Source organism: Actinomadura montaniterrae, from assembly GCF_008923365.1.
Lineage (GTDB): Bacteria > Actinomycetota > Actinomycetes > Streptosporangiales > Streptosporangiaceae > Spirillospora > Spirillospora montaniterrae.
On sequence record NZ_WBMR01000056.1, the window covers coordinates 1 to 14325 of the forward strand.

The 14325-nt window shown below is 74.4% G+C and carries 15 protein-coding genes; 8 read left to right on the plus strand and 7 right to left on the minus strand.

Annotation, left to right across the window (positions count from 1 at the left end):
- A partial coding sequence (locus F9B16_RS20200) for an FCD domain-containing protein (protein ID WP_151541660.1) occupies nt 1–274 on the plus strand: 274 nt, incomplete at its 5' end.
- 74 nt (nt 275–348) lie between these two features.
- Here the strand turns inward: F9B16_RS20200 and F9B16_RS20205 are convergent.
- Complete coding sequence (locus tag F9B16_RS20205) at nt 349–1035, minus strand: amidohydrolase family protein (protein WP_225991794.1); 687 nt, start codon at nt 1033–1035, stop codon at nt 349–351.
- Nucleotides 1036–1224: 189 nt separating this feature from the next.
- The gene (locus tag F9B16_RS20210) at nt 1225–2118 is read right to left on the minus strand and encodes a LysR substrate-binding domain-containing protein (RefSeq protein WP_151541661.1); all 894 of its coding nucleotides are present in this window, start codon (nt 2116–2118) and stop codon (nt 1225–1227) included.
- Nucleotides 2119–2235: 117 nt separating this feature from the next.
- Here F9B16_RS20210 and F9B16_RS50985 point away from each other — a divergent pair, with 117 nt between their 5' ends.
- Nucleotides 2236–2715: a hypothetical protein gene (locus F9B16_RS50985; RefSeq protein WP_192808886.1), complete on the plus strand. Its 480-nt coding sequence runs from the start codon at nt 2236–2238 to the stop codon at nt 2713–2715.
- The gene (locus F9B16_RS20220; protein ID WP_151541662.1) at nt 2708–4363 is read left to right on the plus strand and encodes a multicopper oxidase family protein; all 1656 of its coding nucleotides are present in this window, start codon (nt 2708–2710) and stop codon (nt 4361–4363) included. Before F9B16_RS50985 ends, F9B16_RS20220 begins: the two co-directional genes overlap by 8 nt.
- Nucleotides 4364–4368: 5 nt before the next feature.
- Here the strand turns inward: F9B16_RS20220 and F9B16_RS20225 are convergent, their stop codons facing one another.
- Nucleotides 4369–4818, minus strand: a complete 450-nt coding sequence (locus F9B16_RS20225; protein ID WP_151541663.1) for a MarR family winged helix-turn-helix transcriptional regulator — start codon at nt 4816–4818, stop codon at nt 4369–4371.
- A gap of 85 nt (nt 4819–4903) precedes the next feature.
- On the opposite strand from F9B16_RS20225, the gene F9B16_RS20230 reads away from it, so the two are divergent.
- Complete coding sequence (locus F9B16_RS20230; protein WP_151541664.1) at nt 4904–6322, plus strand: MFS transporter; 1419 nt, start codon at nt 4904–4906, stop codon at nt 6320–6322.
- 28 nt (nt 6323–6350) lie between these two features.
- Here the strand turns inward: F9B16_RS20230 and F9B16_RS20235 are convergent, their stop codons facing one another.
- Nucleotides 6351–7136: an SDR family NAD(P)-dependent oxidoreductase gene (locus tag F9B16_RS20235; RefSeq protein ID WP_151541665.1), complete on the minus strand. Its 786-nt coding sequence runs from the start codon at nt 7134–7136 to the stop codon at nt 6351–6353.
- A 114-nt stretch (nt 7137–7250) separates the two neighbouring features.
- Between F9B16_RS20235 and F9B16_RS20240 the strand changes: the two genes are divergently transcribed.
- Nucleotides 7251–7898 (plus strand): TetR family transcriptional regulator, encoded by a 648-nt coding sequence (locus F9B16_RS20240; RefSeq protein WP_151541666.1) that lies wholly within the window; start codon nt 7251–7253, stop codon nt 7896–7898.
- Here F9B16_RS20240 and F9B16_RS20245 read toward each other — a convergent pair.
- Both F9B16_RS20245 and F9B16_RS20250 read right to left on the minus strand, forming a co-directional pair.
- Nucleotides 7895–9490 (minus strand): class I adenylate-forming enzyme family protein, encoded by a 1596-nt coding sequence (locus F9B16_RS20245; protein WP_151541667.1) that lies wholly within the window; start codon nt 9488–9490, stop codon nt 7895–7897. The two genes, F9B16_RS20240 and F9B16_RS20245, sit on opposite strands and share 4 nt — an antisense overlap.
- A 102-nt stretch (nt 9491–9592) precedes the next feature.
- Nucleotides 9593–10081 carry a DinB family protein gene (locus tag F9B16_RS20250; protein ID WP_151541668.1) on the minus strand — a complete coding sequence of 163 codons (489 nt, stop codon included), beginning with the start codon at nt 10079–10081 and terminating at the stop codon, nt 9593–9595.
- A 199-nt stretch (nt 10082–10280) separates the two neighbouring features.
- Between F9B16_RS20250 and F9B16_RS20255 the strand changes: the two genes are divergently transcribed.
- Nucleotides 10281–11204, plus strand: a complete 924-nt coding sequence (locus F9B16_RS20255) for a serine hydrolase (RefSeq protein WP_225991795.1) — start codon at nt 10281–10283, stop codon at nt 11202–11204.
- On the opposite strand, the gene F9B16_RS20260 is transcribed toward F9B16_RS20255, so the two are convergent.
- Nucleotides 11201–11827, minus strand: coding sequence for a TetR/AcrR family transcriptional regulator (locus F9B16_RS20260; protein ID WP_192808888.1), 627 nt, complete (start codon nt 11825–11827; stop codon nt 11201–11203). The two genes, F9B16_RS20255 and F9B16_RS20260, sit on opposite strands and share 4 nt — an antisense overlap.
- A gap of 112 nt (nt 11828–11939) precedes the next feature.
- Between F9B16_RS20260 and F9B16_RS20265 the strand changes: the two genes are divergently transcribed.
- Together F9B16_RS20265 and F9B16_RS20270 are read left to right on the plus strand one after the other, a co-directional pair.
- Nucleotides 11940–13499 carry a class I adenylate-forming enzyme family protein gene (locus F9B16_RS20265; RefSeq protein ID WP_151541670.1) on the plus strand — a complete coding sequence of 520 codons (1560 nt, stop codon included), beginning with the start codon at nt 11940–11942 and terminating at the stop codon, nt 13497–13499.
- Entirely contained in the window at nt 13496–14317 is an 822-nt protein-coding gene (locus tag F9B16_RS20270) for an SDR family oxidoreductase (RefSeq protein WP_151541671.1), read from the plus strand. Before F9B16_RS20265 ends, F9B16_RS20270 begins: the two co-directional genes overlap by 4 nt.
- Nucleotides 14318–14325 lie beyond the last annotated feature (8 nt).

Below are 14325 nucleotides of genomic sequence, written 5' to 3' on the forward strand. Positions count from 1 at the left end.
GGGCGACGCGGTGGCCGCGCGCCGGTCCGCCGCCGACTTCCACGAACGCGTCACGGAACTCGCGGCCAACCAGCTCCTCGACGAGCTGGAGGGCGTCCTGCGCAGCCGCATGCGCTGGCTGCTCGGACAGCACGACGACCTGCTGCGCGTGGCCGAGGAGCACGAGCGGCTGTACGAGGCGGTCGCTCGGCGCGACGTCGCCGGGGTCGAGGAGCTCGCGCTGCGCCACCTGGAGATCGGACGCCGCGGCGACGCCGCCGACCCGCCGGGCTGAACTCCGGGCGTCCCGGGGGAGCCGATGTCAGACGAGGACGTCGCCGTCGCGCGCCACGACCCGGCCGCCCGCGATCACGAGCTTCCGCTCGGGGCAGCGGACCAGCGCGTCGGGGACGTTCTCCGCGTCGACGAGCACCGGGTCGGCGGGGGCGCCGGGGACCAGATCGTGCAGGTCGCGGCCAGCATGTCGCCGGTGCCGAACGGCGACCACAGGTCGCGGATGCCGTCGGTGCCGAGCCCGAGCCCGATGCCGCGGCCGGCCATCTCCCGCCACGGCAGCGGTGCCGTCCCCGGTGGCGCGACCGTCGCCCACGAGATCCCGGCCTCCTCGAACCGCTCCAGCAGCTCGCGTTGGCGCGGGACGGGCAGCTCCCCGAGCGCGAACCCGTGCAAGATCGTCACCCGGCCCTGCAGCCCCGCGCGCACCGTGCGGTCGGCGATCAGCTCGAACTGGAACGCGCCCAGCTCGCCGTGGTCGTGCAGGTGGATGTCCAGCCCGACGCCGCGGCGCTCCGCGATGCCGAACAGGCCGTCGAGCTGCGCGACGGGGTCGCGGTCGATGCCGGCCGGGTCGATGCCGCCGATGCTCGCCGCGCCGGCGGCGGCCGCCTCGTCCAGCAGGTCGAGCACGCCGGGGCGGCGGACCACGCCGTCCTGCGGGAACGCCACGATCTCCACGTCGACGGCGCCGCCGAGCCGGTCCGCGGCCTCGCGCACGACCTCGATGCCGCGCAGCCCGACCCCGAGATCGACGTCCACGTGCGTGCGCCGCCGTCGATGCGTTCACCGTCGGCGTCCGTGCCGGAGGCGGGGCGCACCTCGCGGATCCGGGCGCCGTCGACGACCACGTCCGCGGCCGGACCGCCCCAGGGGCGCACGTTCGTCACGATCGCTACAGCCATACCGATTGGTATACCATTTTCGGCGCGGGGTGAGACCCCGCCGCCGTCACCCCTCCCGCGGCTCGCCGGCGATCCAGTCCCACCCGGCGATCGTGGTGCGCATCAGGCGGGCGGCCGCCGACAGGCGGCTGCCGGCGCCCCAGTACAGGCTGAGCGTGCGGCGGCAGTCGGGGCTGTCGACGGCGATCCAGGCGACGGGGGCCATGGACGCCGAGCGCCGGGCGAGGCCCGGGACGAGGCCGACGCCGAACCCCGCGATGATCAGCTCGGCGATGGAGCCCACCTCGTCCCCCTCGCAGACGATCTTCGGGGTGAGGTCGCGGGCGGCGAACAGCCGGTCGAGGAGCCGGCGCTGCCAGTGCCCCTTGTGCGCGGCGATGAACGGCTGCCCGGCCAGCTCGTCGACGGTCACCGAGGCGCGGCCCGCGAGCGGATGGTCCAGCGGCGTGGCCAGCCACACCTCCTCGTCCAGCAGCCGGACCGATTCCAGCCCGTCGGCGTGGATCGGCTGCGAGGCGGCGCAGAGGTCGACGTCCTGGGCGAGGAGGGCCCGGGACATGTCCGCGGCGGGCATCTGGTGCAGCTCGACCTCGACGTCGGGATGCGCCCGCTTGTACGCGGCGAGCGGCGCGGTGAAGGTCAGGAAGGTCTCCGACGCCAGCCGGACGGTGCCGAAGCCCTCGCCGGCGGCCTCGGCGACCGCCCGCCGGCCCGCGTCGAGCTCGCCGAGCGCGCGCTCGACGTGCCCGCGGAACAGCTTCCCGGTGTCGTTCAGCCGGAGCCGCCCGGCCCGGTCGAACAGCGGTGCGCCGAGCTCCCCCTCCAGCCGCGCGATGGTGCGGCTCAGCGACGGCTGCGCGACGCGCAGCTCCTCGGCAGCGCGGCTGAGGTGCTCCAGGCGCGCGACCACGAGGAACTGCCGGAGCATGTGGAGATCCATGGCCGCCTCGTCATGCTTCGCGAATCATAACGTCATAGCAATATTGATCTTAGACAGGATAACTCTTCAGTCATAGCGTCGCGGTGTCCGCGCATCGAGAGAGTGAGGAGGCGCGCCATGGTCACCGCGGCCGACGAGTCCCGTCCGGCACCGCCCGCCCCGGCCGGGTCCGCGCACCGGACGAGGCCCGCCGCGTGGGTCCTCCGGGCCGTCGTCAGCGCGCACGTCGTCGCGATCTTCGGGCAGCCGGTGTTCGCCGGGGTGCTCCTGAGCGGCGACTACGACGGGCTGCGGCTGCACGAGGCGGGCGCCGACGTCACCACGTCGCTCGGCTACGTCCAGCTGATCGCGGCGATCGCGGTCTGGGTCCGGCTGCGGCGGGCCGGGCCGTTCCTGGCCACGCTGGGCCTGGTGGCGGCCGAGACCGTCCAGTATTTCGCCGGGATGGACGGCGCGCTGTGGCTGCACCTCCCGCTCGGCGTGGCGACCATCGCCGCGCTCGTCGTGCAGTTCGTCGACGTGTGGCGCCACCCCCTCGAACGGCGTCCGAAGCCGATCGCGGCCGGACCGAAGCGGGAGGAGACCGGCGATGAGTGACCACGACGGCGACCAGCCCGGACAGCCCGGACAGCCCGGACACGAGCGGTTCGGCCCTGCCCGCGGCCTGGCCAGGCGGCATGTCCTGAGCATCGGCGGCGCGCTCGGGCTGGTGGCGTTCAGCGGCCTGACGACGGCGCGCGCGCTGGCCCGCCGCCCGCCGCGCACCGGCGCCGAACTGCGCAGCAAGGTGCCGCTGCCGCCTCCGTTCCAGGTCCCGCTGCCGATCCCTCCCGTGCTGAAGCCGGTCAGCACCACCGGGGGCATCGACCGGTACGAGATAACGCAGCGCGAGACGGCCGTGGAGATCCTGCCCGGGATCCGGACGCCGCTGTGGACGTACGAGGGCACCTTCCCCGGGCCGACGATCGAGTCGCGCCGCGGCCGTCCCGTGACGATCCGGCACCGCAACGAGCTGCCCGTGCCGACCGTCGTCCACCTGCACGGCGGACGGACCCCGGCCTCGTCCGACGGCTATCCGACCGACCTCGTCCTGCCCGAGGGCTGGCCGGGCACCGCCCGAGGGCACCACGGCATGCACGGGATGGGCGGCATGCGCGACCCGCGCGCGGTGGAGAGCCGGATTACGCGGGACTACACGTTCCCGCTGGACCAGCGGCCGACCCTGCTCTGGTACCACGACCACCGGATGGACTTCACCGCCCCCGCGATCTGGCGCGGCCTCGCCGGGCTGCACATCGTCCGCGACGACGCCGAGGAGGTGCTCGGCCTCCCCTCGGGGCACCGCGAGCTGCCGCTCATGATCGCCGACCGCGCGTTCGGCGACGACGGCGCACTCGCCTACCCGGCGCTCGACCCCGCACTGCGCGAACGGCCGGGCGTCGAGGAGCCGTACCTCGCGGGCGTCCTCGGCGACGTGGTCCTCGTCAACGGCGCGCCGTGGCCCGTACACGAGGTCGACGCCGCCCGGTACCGGCTGCGCGTCCTGAACGCCTCGAACGCCCGGCACTACGAACTCGAAGCGGTCACCGACGACGGGCGCCGGCTCGACCTCGTCCAGGTGGGCGCCGACCAGGGGCTGCTCGCCGCGCCCGTCGTCCACCGGACGCTGCCGATCGCGCCGGCCGAACGCTACGACCTGGTCGTCGACTTCTCCGGCGTCCCGGTCGGCGGCCGCGTCAGGATCGCGAACCGGCTGGGCTCAGGCCGCACGCGCGACGTCATGGCGTTCCGGGTCGCGCGCAAGGCCCGGGACGGGAGCCGCGTCCCGCGCGTCCTGTCCACCGACGTGCCGTCCTGGCGCCGGTCCGACGCCGTCCGGGTCCGGGACTTCTCGTTCCGCGCCGGGCGCATGGGCGGCGGCCACGGCTGGCTGATCGGCGGGCGGCCGTTCGATCCGGCGCGCACCGACGCCACCGTCCGGCTCGGCGACGTCGAGGTGTGGCGGCTGGTCGCCGACGTCCACCACCCCGTCCACCTGCATCTGGTCGGCTTCCGGGTGCTGTCGCGCGGCGGCGGGCGGCCACTGGCCCGCGACGCCGGCCTCAAGGACACCGTCGCGCTCCGGCCCGGCGAGGCGGTCGAGATCATCACCCGTTTCGACGGCTACCGCGGCCGCTACCTCTTCCACTGCCACAACGCCGAGCACGAGGACATGGGCATGATGGCGAACTTCGAGGTCGTCTGACGCCTTTACCCATCGCCGCGGCGGCGTTTGGCGTCGACGTTGCCGGTCAGCGTGCCGAGGAGGCCGGGCAGTTCCGCGACCGTCGCGGCGGGGAGGCCGGTCACGGTCTCCTCCGCCAGGGCGCACCACATCCGCTTCACTCGCTCGGCCAGCGCCCGGCCGTCCTCGGTGAGCTCGACGACGGTGGCGCGCTGGTCGCCGGGGGCGGGCGCGCGGCGGATGTGGCCGGCGGCTTCGAGCTTGCGGGCCATGAGCGTGACGCTGGGCCGCTCGACGCCGAGCGCCTCGCTGAGCTTGGCCTGGATCATCGGGCCGGTCCGGGCGAGTTCGAGCAGCAGCGCCTCCTGGCCGGGGTGCAGGCCGAGGGGGGCCAGCAGCTCGGCGGTCCGGGCCCGGTGGCGCAGGCTCAGCAGGCGGATCGCCTGGTTGAGGGCGTCGGCTCGGTCGAAGTCCACGGGCGCTCCTTGACAGGTTGGTTAGGCGGATAACTATTATCCGCATAACGTTATTCGCATAACTAATTCTAGCCAGGGAGCCGGCATGACCCCCAAGAGCACGACCGCGAAGAACACGGCCGCGAAGAACACGGCCGCCCACGGCAGCCCGGCCGACGCCCCGCACCCCGGCCGCAGCGGGCCCGCATGGCTGGTCCTCGCCGTGGCGTGCGCCGGCCAGTTCATGGTGATCCTCGACTCGTCCATCGTGAACGTCGCGCTGCCCTCGCTCGACCGGGACCTCGGTTTCCCGCCCGCCGGGCTCGCCTGGGTGGTGAACGGCTACCTGCTCGCCTTCGCCGGGTTCCTGCTGCTCGGCGGGCGCGCCGCCGACCTGTTCGGCCACCGCCGGACGCTGACCGTCGGGCTCGTCCTGTTCTCCGCGTCGAGCCTGGCCGGCGGGCTCGCGACCGTCCCCGCCGTCCTCGTCGCCGCCCGCGTCGCGCAGGGGATGGGCGCCGCCCTGCTGGCCCCCGCGACGCTCGCCGTGATCAACACCGGCTTCGCCGCGGGCCGCGAGCGCGCCCGCGCGTTCGGCGCGTGGTCCGCCGCCGGCGGCGTCGGCGGGACGGCCGGCGCCGTCGCGGGCGGCGCCCTCACCACCGGCCTGTCCTGGCGCTGGGTCTTCCTGATCAACGTGCCGATCGGCGCGGTGCTCGTCGCCGCCGCGCTGACGGCGCTGCCCCGCACCCGCACCGGCCGCCGGGAACCGCTCGACCTCGCCGGCGCCGTCACCGGGACGGCGGGCCTCGCCGCGCTCGTCTACGGGGTCATGCACGGCACCGACCACGGCTGGACGTCCGCGCCCGTCATCGGCCCGGCCGTCGCGGGCCTGCTCCTGCTCGGCGCCTTCGTCCTCGTGGAGGCGCGGTTCGCCGAGCGGCCGATGATGCCTCTGCGGCTGCTGCGCGTCCGGGGGGTCGCCGCAGGCAACGGCATGCTGCTGCTCTTCGGCGGGATCGCCATCGCGATGTGGTACTTCACCTCGCTGTTCCTGCAGAACGTCCTCGGCTACGGCGCGTTCCGGGCCGGGCTCGGGCAGACCCCCGCGGCCGTGACGTTCGTGCTGGTCGCGCGATGGGCCGCCGGACTGCTGCCGCGCCTCGGCGTCCGGCCGCTGATCCTCGCCAGCTCCGCCTGCTTCCTGGCCGGCTTCGGCTGGCTCTCCCAGGCGGACGCCGGCAGCACCTACCTCACCGGCATCCTCGGGCCCACACTCCTCATCGCGGCCGGCATCGGGCTGACCTTCCCCACCCTCATGGCCGCGACCACCGCCGGCGTCCCCGAGGACGACGCGGGCGCCATCGGCGGCCTCGCCCAGACCGCGAGCCAGGTGGGCGGCTCCATCGGCCTGGCCGTGCTCACCACCGCCGGCGCCTACGACCGGGTCTTCCTCATCGCGGCCGGCCTCGCCCTGGCCATCGCCCTGAGCAGCCCGCTCCTCCCGCACCGCGGGCGCGGCTGACCGCCGGACGCGACCGCCCGCCGGACGGTCAGAAGTGGGTGCCGCCGTCGATGCGGACCTCGGTGCCGGTGATGAAGGCGCCGTCCTCCGACGCGAGCATCGCGACGACGCCCGCCACCGCCTCCGGCCCGGCGAACCCCTTCCCGAGCGCGGGGGAGAGCTTCGCGAACAGGCTCAGGTCGGCGTCCTCGGGCAGCCCCGGGCCCTGGCTCTGCCGGCTCTCCCCCGACCCGTCCGTCATCCCCGACGAGATCGAACCGGGCTGGACGGCCGTGAACCGGATCCCCTGCCTGCCGTACTCGGCGGCGAGGGCGTGCGTCATCGACTGGATGCCGCCCTTGCTCGCCGCGTATGCCGCCATATACGGGTGGGCGAACATCGCCGACGTCGAACTGAAGTTGACCACGGCCGGGGCCGCGCCCTCCAGCAGCGCCGGGATCGCCTCGCGGATCATCAGGAAGGTGCCGGTCAGGTTCACCGTGATCACCCTGGTGAAGTCGGCCAGCGACGTCTGGTCGGTGTGCGAGGAGCGCAGGATGCCGGCCGCGTTGACCAGCACGTCGAGGCCGCCGAGGGCCGCGACGGCGGACGCCACGGCGGCGCGCACGGACGCCTCGTCCGCCACGTCCACGATCACCGTGCTCAGGCGATCGGCGAGCGCGCCCGCCTTCGCCGCGGTGTCCTTGAGGCCCGCCTCGCTCACGTCGGCGGCGACCACGTCGCCGCCCTCCGCGAGCATGCGCAGCACCGTGGCCTGACCGATGCCCGAGCCGCCGCCGGTGACGAGTGCCCGGCGTCCGTTGTAGCGGTCCATGTCGTCTCCTCTGCCAGGTGAGAACCCCTTTATGTCCACGGTACGTCAAAGTGGCACATTTTGTCAGTTTGGCTCTGCGTGCCGAACTGTCGTCGCCGGACGTAGGCTGCCTCCATGACCACGAAGCAGGACCGGACGTCCCGCTCGCCCTCGCTGACCGAGCGCCGCAAGGCCGCGACGCAACTCGACATCGCCCGCGCCGCCGCCGAACTGTTCGCCGACAAGGGGCCCGACGGCACGACCGCCGAGGAGATCGCCGGCCGCGCCGGCGTCGCGCTGCGCACCTTCTACCGCTACTTCCGCAACAAGCAGGACGCGGTCGGCCCCCTCCTGTCGTCCGGCGGCGACCGCTGGCGCGCGCTGCTCGCCGAGACCGCCCCCGGCCCCGGCGCCGGCCTGGCCCGGGCGATCGAGTCCGCGGCGGTCGCGTCCCTGTCCCCCCAGGACGACGTCGGCGCCGAGGGCCTGCGCTGGACCCGCGGCCTGCTGCGCGCCGCCGAGAACGACCCCGCCCTGCGGGCCGTCTGGTGCCAGGTCAACCACGACTCCGAGGAGCGGCTCCTCCCCGTCCTGGCCCGCCTGGCCGGACCGGACGCCGACCCCCTCGAACTCCGCCTGGTCGCCGCCGCCGCGACCAGCGCGATCCGCGTCTCGCTGGAGGCCTGGGCCGCGTCGGACGCCGATACCGCCGAGTCCCCGGCCCGGCTGGTGGTGCGCTGCCTGCGCGAACTGACCGCCGGCCTGCCCCTGCTGGCCCGCTAGGAGGTGAGGCGGCGGCGGATGTCGGCGCGCAGCTCGCCCTTGGCCACCTTGCCGCCAGACGAGCGCGGCAGGGAGTCGAGCACGATGAGCCGCTCGGGATGCCATTCGCGGGAGACGCCGCGCTCGGCCAGGTGGCCGGTGAGCGCCTCCAGGTCGAGCGCGGCGCCCGGGCGCAGCTCGGCGTAGACGCACACGCGCTCGCCGAACACCTCGTCCGGCATCGCGACGGCCGCGGCCAGCGCGACCGCGGGATGGGTGCTCACCTCCGCCTCGACGGCGGCGGCGCTGATGTTCTTCCCGCCCCGGATGATCAGGTCGCTCTGCCGGCCGACCACGCGCAGGCGGCCGGCGCCGTCGATCTCGACGATGTCGGCCATCAGCATCCAGCCGTCGGGCGTGAACAGCGCCCGGTCGGCGTCCGGGTCCTCGTAGTAGCCGGGGGAGGTGGCGGGGCCCTTGCAGCCGGGCTGCCCGGGCCGGCCGCTGTCCGTGATGTCGGATCCGTCGGCGGGGTCGAACAGCCGCACCCGCATCTCCGGGACGACGCGTCCGGCGGTGCGCAGCCGCACCTCGCGCGGGTCGTCCAGGGACGTGCGGCTGAGCGCGCCGGTCTCGTTCGAGCCGTAGAACTGCAGCACCGTCGCGCCCGTGGCCTCCTCGAACCGCGCCGCGCGCTCGTAGGGGACGGCCTCTCCGCCGGTGAACATGCAGCGCAGCGACCCGAGGTCGCGCTCCTTCTCCTCCTGCGCGTTCAGCAGCATGATGAACTGCGTCGTCACGCAGTGCAGGACGGTGACCCGGTGCCGCTCGATCAGGTCGAGCGCGGCGTGCGCGTCGAACCGCTCCATCAGCACGGTCGGGATCCCGAGGACCGCCGGCGAGAAGTGCGCCGTCCACAGCCCGAACCCGAACGGCGCGGGGACGGCGCCCATGAACACGTCCTCCGCCGTCAGCCTCCCCGCCCGCCGCGCCAGCTCGGCGAAGTAGAACCAGCGGTTCTGGGTGTGCGACACGCATTTCGGCAGCCCGGTCGTGCCCGAGGTCGAGTTGATGACGGCCAGGTCGTCGGGGCCGAGGGCGCGGCCGGTCAGGTCGCCTTCGCGCGGGTCGTCCGGGAGGCCGAGCCGGTCCACGACCACGTGGCGGGAGAGGCCGGCGCCGTCGGCGCGCAGCTCCGCCACCAGGCCGGCGGACGGCGCGCCGCGATGTTCGCCGAGCGTCACCAGGGTCCGCGCGCCGGTCCGTTCCAGCAGGTGCCGCAGCTCGCGGCGGCCCGCCCGCGCGCCGACGCCGACCAGCACCAGCCCCGCCTTCTCCGCCGCCACCGCGGTCACGTGCCAGGCCGGCCCGTCCGGCAGCAGCGCCGCCACCCGCGCGCCCGGCGCCAGGCCCAGCCCCGCGAGATGCCCGGCCAGCCGCGTCGAATGCTCGTCGTAGCGCGACCACGACAGCGTCCCGTCGGCGGTGACGTAGGCGGCGCCGTCCGGACGCCGCGCCGCGTTCCGCCGGACGTACCCGGCGACGGTCTCCGACCCCCACCAGCCGGCGGCCCGGTACGCCTCGATGGTCTCCCGGTCGAAGGGACTGGTCACGGATGCCTCCTCGGACGTCGGCGAGCTGCTCCGAAAGATGCCACAACGTCCGGAAGGCCTACCGGCCGGGCAGGGCGGTGAACGAGGCGCGGCGCCCGGCGGTCAGCGTCCGGTCGCGCCGTCGATCAGTTCGCGGAGGACGTCCGCGTGGCCCGCGTGGCGGCCGGTCTCCTCGATCATGTGGGCGAGCGCCCAGCGGACGCTGGGGGCGGGACGTCCCCGCCGCGGCCGGGGGACGGGCGCGGCGAGGTCGGCGCACCCGTCGAGCACCTCGTTCGCGCGCCGGACCGCCTCCCGGTAGCGGGCCACGACGTCGGCCACCCCGTCCTCCGGCGCGGCCCGGAACGTCGCCTGCCAGTCGGCGACCTCGTCCCCGAGGAACATCGAGCGCTCGACGAACGTCAGGTGGTTGAGCAGCCCGAGCAGGTTCGTGCCGGACGGCACGGCGGCCGTCCGGACCTGCGGTTCGGGGGCGCCGTCGACCTTCGCGGCGATCGACGTCCGGAGGTAGTCGAGGAACCCGCGCAGGGTCTCGGCCTCACCGCCTCCGGTCCGGGGCGGCGGCGTGTCGCGGCGCTTGGTGCTGGGCACGGCGGGCTCCTTGCTGTGGTGCGGCGGCTGGCCGGTGACCTCGCCAGTCTCACCGGCATGCCCGGATCGGGCACGAAATCTTGCCGTTCCAGCAAGATGAGACTTCGCGATCTCGCGTTAATGCCGTGCAAGGCGGATTATCAACCAGTTCTCAGATCGGCTGCCGGTTGCCTTCAGGAACGGCCGCCACGGTCGTCCCATGCGCAACCCAAAGGCGCGGCGGTTCACCCTCATGCTCCTCGGCCTGACGCTGCCGCTCACGATGCTCCTCGGGGCGGCGGCGTGGAAGCTCAGCGGGCCGGACGCGAGCGAGCCCGGGCGCGCGCCGGTGGCCGCGCCCAGCAATGCCGCCGACCTCGCGCCGGAGCCGAGCCCGTCCCCGACGGCGAGCGCGTCGCCCACGCCCCGTCCGGTCGACCGCGGCGAACTGGCCAAGGCCATCGAGAAGGCCGTCAAGGGCGACGCGCGCGTGTCGGTGTCGGTGAGCGACCTGACGGACGGCACCTCTTACACCTACGGGGCGTCGCGGCGGTTCGTGACGGCGAGCATCGTCAAGGTGGACATCCTCGCGGCCCTGCTGCTGCAGGCGCAGGATCGGGGGCGGGCGCTCACGGCGTCCGAGAAGAGCCTGGCCACCCGCATGATCGAGAACAGCGACAACGCCGCCGCGAACGCGCTGTGGTCCGCCATCGGCGGCGCGGCCGGGCTGGCGAAGGCCGACCGCCGGCTCGGCCTGAAGGAGACGACGGCGACGAGCGTCAGCTGGGGGCTGACCAGCACCAGCGCCCGCGACCAGGTCCGGCTGCTGAACGCTCTCGTCTCCGGCGGCGGGCCGCTCAGCAAGCGCAGCCGCCGGTACATCCTCGGACTGATGAGCCAGGTGGACACCACGCAGGACTGGGGCGTCAGCGCGGGCGCCGCCGCCGGGGACGCCGTCGCGCTGAAGAACGGCTGGCTGCCCCGCTCCACCGACGGGGGCCTGTGGGTCATCAACAGCATCGGCCGGATCAAGGGCGACCACGACTACTCGATCGCGGTCCTCTCCGACCGGAACCCGTCCATGGACGCGGGCGTCGCCCTGGTCGAGACGGTGACGGAGGCCGTCCTGGACGGGCTGTCCTAAGCACCGCCCGGCATCGCCCGCGCGCCGGTGAGGATGATGTCGACGAGCGTCTCGGCGTAGGCGGGGAACGTCCGGCGGAGACGGGCCCGGCTGCTCTCCGGCGTCGACTCCCAGTGCGTGGACATCGCGCCGACGAGCAGGTCCGGGAGCGTCGACGACCGGACGGCCGGCGCCAGCTCGCCGCGGGCGATCGCGCGCCGGGTGATCTCGCGGGCGGCCTCGGTGCGGGGCCGGTTGATCATTTCCTCGTACAGCGCCGCGAGCGCGGGCCGGGCGCGCGAGTCGAGGGAGATCCGCCGGCCGGCCAGGGCGCGGTCGGTGTGCCGGTACCAGTGCACCCATTGCCGCGCGTAGTCCAGGAGGTCGGCGCGGACCGAGCCGCAGTCCCGGGCGGTCGGGAAGTCCAGGTTGTGCAGCGCCGAGACGAGCAGTTCCTCGCCGCCGGACCAGCGCCGGTAGATGGCCGGCTTGCCGACGCCGGCCTCCCTCGCGACCGCGTCGAACGTGAAGCCGCCCCAGCCCGCGCGGGCGTAGACGCGGACCGCCGCCTCGAAGACCCGGGGCTCGATCAGCGGGTCCCGCTTGCGTCCCGCCGTCGAACCGGACGTTCGGGCCTCGGGCATGGCGGGGATCCTTCGCGGCGGTCGGCGGGCGACCCATTCTAGATCCGGCCCTTTACGTACGGGAATCGTACGTAATAGGCTCCGGGCACCGCGAGCGTCGAGAGTGGGTCCCATGCCGCCGGCAGACACCGAGTCGCGCCCGACCGTCCCCGAACTGCTCAGGCGCGGCGCGCGCGAGTTCGGCCGCGAGCGGTACCTGGTGACGCCCACCGACCATCTGACCTACGCCGAAGCCGACCGCCGCTCCGCGCTCGCCGCGCGGTGGCTGCTCCGCCACGGCGTCGGCAAGGGGACGCGCGTCGGCCTGTTCTTCACCAGCGACACCGAATGGGCCGTCTGGTGGCTCGCCGCGAGCCGCGCCGGCGCCGTCGTCGTCCCGCTGAGCACCCTGTACGCCCCGGCCGAGATCGCCAAGGTGCTGCGGCTCGCCGACGTCGCCGTGCTCATCGCCCCCGCCCGCGTCCTCACGATCGACGTCGCCGGGCGGTTCGAGGCCGCGCTTCCCGGCCTGGCGGACCAGCGGGCCGGGGACCTGTGCCTGCCCGCCGCGCCCTACCTGCGCCGCATCGTCCTCACCGGCCCGTCCGACCGCTCCTGGGCCACGGTCTGGGACGCCGCGAGCACCGCCCTCGCCCCCGCCGGACTCCTGGCCGCCGTCGAGGACGAGGTCACCCCCGCCGACCTGGCCATCATGGTCCACACCTCGGGGTCGACCGCCGACCCCAAGGGCGTCCTGCACACGCACGGCACCCTCGTCCGGCAGACCTCCACCTGGCCCGCGGCGATCCGGGCACTGACCGGCGCCTCCGGCGTCCCGCGGATCCTGTGCGCGATGCCGTTCTTCTGGATCGGCGGCGTCCTCGCCACGACGGGCGCGCTCCACGAACCGGTGACGGTGCTCGTCCTGCCGCGTCCGGAGGCCGGCGCGGCGCTCGACCTGATCGAGCGGGAAGGCGGGCACGGCGTCGTCGGCTGGCCGGCGTTCACCCAGCAGCTGCGCGACCACCCGTCCTTCGCCGAGCGCGACCTCGTCGGCGCGCCCATGCTCCGGGACGGCCCGCTCGACCTCGCCATGCACGGCGTCCCGGACGGATACCCCGTCCACCGCAGCATGACCGAGACGGCCGGCGGCTTCGCGTTCACCGACATCGCGATCGTCGACGGCGAGGGCCGGCCCGTCCCCGACGGCGACGTCGGCGAGCTGCTGATCCGCGGCGCCGGGACGATGGCGGGCTACAACAAGCGCGAGCGGTCCGAGGTGTTCGACCAGGACGGCTGGTACCACACCGGTGACCGCGTCTACCGCCGCACAGGCGACCCGCGGCTCTTCTATGTGGGACGCACCAGCGAACTCATCAAGGCGGCCGGGGCGAACGTGTCCCCGCGCGAGGTCGAGTCGGTGATCGAAGCGTTCGACGAGGTCACCCAGTGCGTGGTCATCGGAACCGACCACCCCACGCGCGGCGAGGAGGTCTGCGCGGTCATCGTCCCCGCAGCCCAGGACGTCGACGTCGAGGCCCTCGCCGCGCGGGCACGCCGGCACTTGTCCGCCTACAAGGTCCCGACCCGCTGGGTCATCACGCCGAGCGAGCGGATACCGACGCTTCCGAGCGGAAAGTTCGACCGCAGGAAGCTCCGCACCCTGGTCACGGACGGGATGGAGAGAACATGACGCAGCACGTCGCGGTGGTCATCGGAGCCGGCGGCATGGGGCAGGCCATCGCCCGGCGCGTCGGCCCGTCCGCGCACCTCCTGGTGGCCGACCACAGCCAGGAGGTCCTGGACGCGGCCACCGCGCAGCTCACCGACGAGGGCCACCAGGTCACCGCCCAGCGGGTGGACGTGTCCGCGCGCAAGCCGGTCGCCGCGCTGGCCGAGCAGGCCGCCTCCCTGGGCCCGGTGCAGTCGGTCGTGCACACCGCCGGGCTGTCGCCCGTGCAGGCGCCGGTGCCGGCGATCCTGGCCGTCGACCTGCTCGGCGTCGCGCTCGTCCTGGAGGAGTTCGGCGAGGTCGTCGCGCCCGGCGGCGCCGGCCTCGTGATCGCCAGCATGGCGGGCCACTTCCATCCCGGCCTCCCCCGCGAGCAGGAGCGGCAACTGGCCGCCACCCCGGCCGACGAGCTGCTCTCCCTCCCGATCTGCGACGCGTCCGCCTTCGCCGACAGCGGGACCGCCTACGCCTTCGCCAAGTACGCCAACCGGCTGCGCGTCCAGGCCGCCAGCACCGCCTGGGGCGCCCGCGGCGCCCGGATCAACTCCATCAGCCCCGGCGTCATCGCCACCCCCATGGGCCGCGCCGAACTCGGCAGCGAGCACGGCGACGGCATGAGGATGATGATCGACGCCTCCAACGCCAAGCGGACCGGCACCCCCGCCGACATCGCCGCCGCCGCCGAGTTCCTGCTCGGCCCCGCCGCGTCCTTCATCTCCGGCACCGACCTGCTCGTCGACGGCGGCGCGGTCGCCGCCGTAACGTCCCTGACCCCCTGAACCCGCCG

What these genes read in the sequence shown, in the direction of transcription:
- F9B16_RS20230 (WP_151541664.1), top strand. Translation starts at nt 4,904, where the DNA reads ATGACCCCCAAGAGCACGACCGCGAAGAACACGGCCGCGAAGAACACG.
- F9B16_RS20220 (WP_151541662.1), top strand. Translation starts at nt 2,708, where the DNA reads ATGAGTGACCACGACGGCGACCAGCCCGGACAGCCCGGACAGCCCGGA.
- F9B16_RS20210 (WP_151541661.1), bottom strand. Translation starts at nt 2,118, where the DNA reads ATGGATCTCCACATGCTCCGGCAGTTCCTCGTGGTCGCGCGCCTGGAG.
- F9B16_RS20235 (WP_151541665.1), bottom strand. Translation starts at nt 7,136, where the DNA reads ATGGACCGCTACAACGGACGCCGGGCACTCGTCACCGGCGGCGGCTCG.
- F9B16_RS20255 (WP_225991795.1), top strand. Translation starts at nt 10,281, where the DNA reads ATGCGCAACCCAAAGGCGCGGCGGTTCACCCTCATGCTCCTCGGCCTG.
- F9B16_RS20240 (WP_151541666.1), top strand. Translation starts at nt 7,251, where the DNA reads ATGACCACGAAGCAGGACCGGACGTCCCGCTCGCCCTCGCTGACCGAG.
- F9B16_RS20260 (WP_192808888.1), bottom strand. Translation starts at nt 11,827, where the DNA reads ATGCCCGAGGCCCGAACGTCCGGTTCGACGGCGGGACGCAAGCGGGAC.
- F9B16_RS20265 (WP_151541670.1), top strand. Translation starts at nt 11,940, where the DNA reads ATGCCGCCGGCAGACACCGAGTCGCGCCCGACCGTCCCCGAACTGCTC.
- F9B16_RS50985 (WP_192808886.1), top strand. Translation starts at nt 2,236, where the DNA reads ATGGTCACCGCGGCCGACGAGTCCCGTCCGGCACCGCCCGCCCCGGCC.
- F9B16_RS20270 (WP_151541671.1), top strand. Translation starts at nt 13,496, where the DNA reads ATGACGCAGCACGTCGCGGTGGTCATCGGAGCCGGCGGCATGGGGCAG.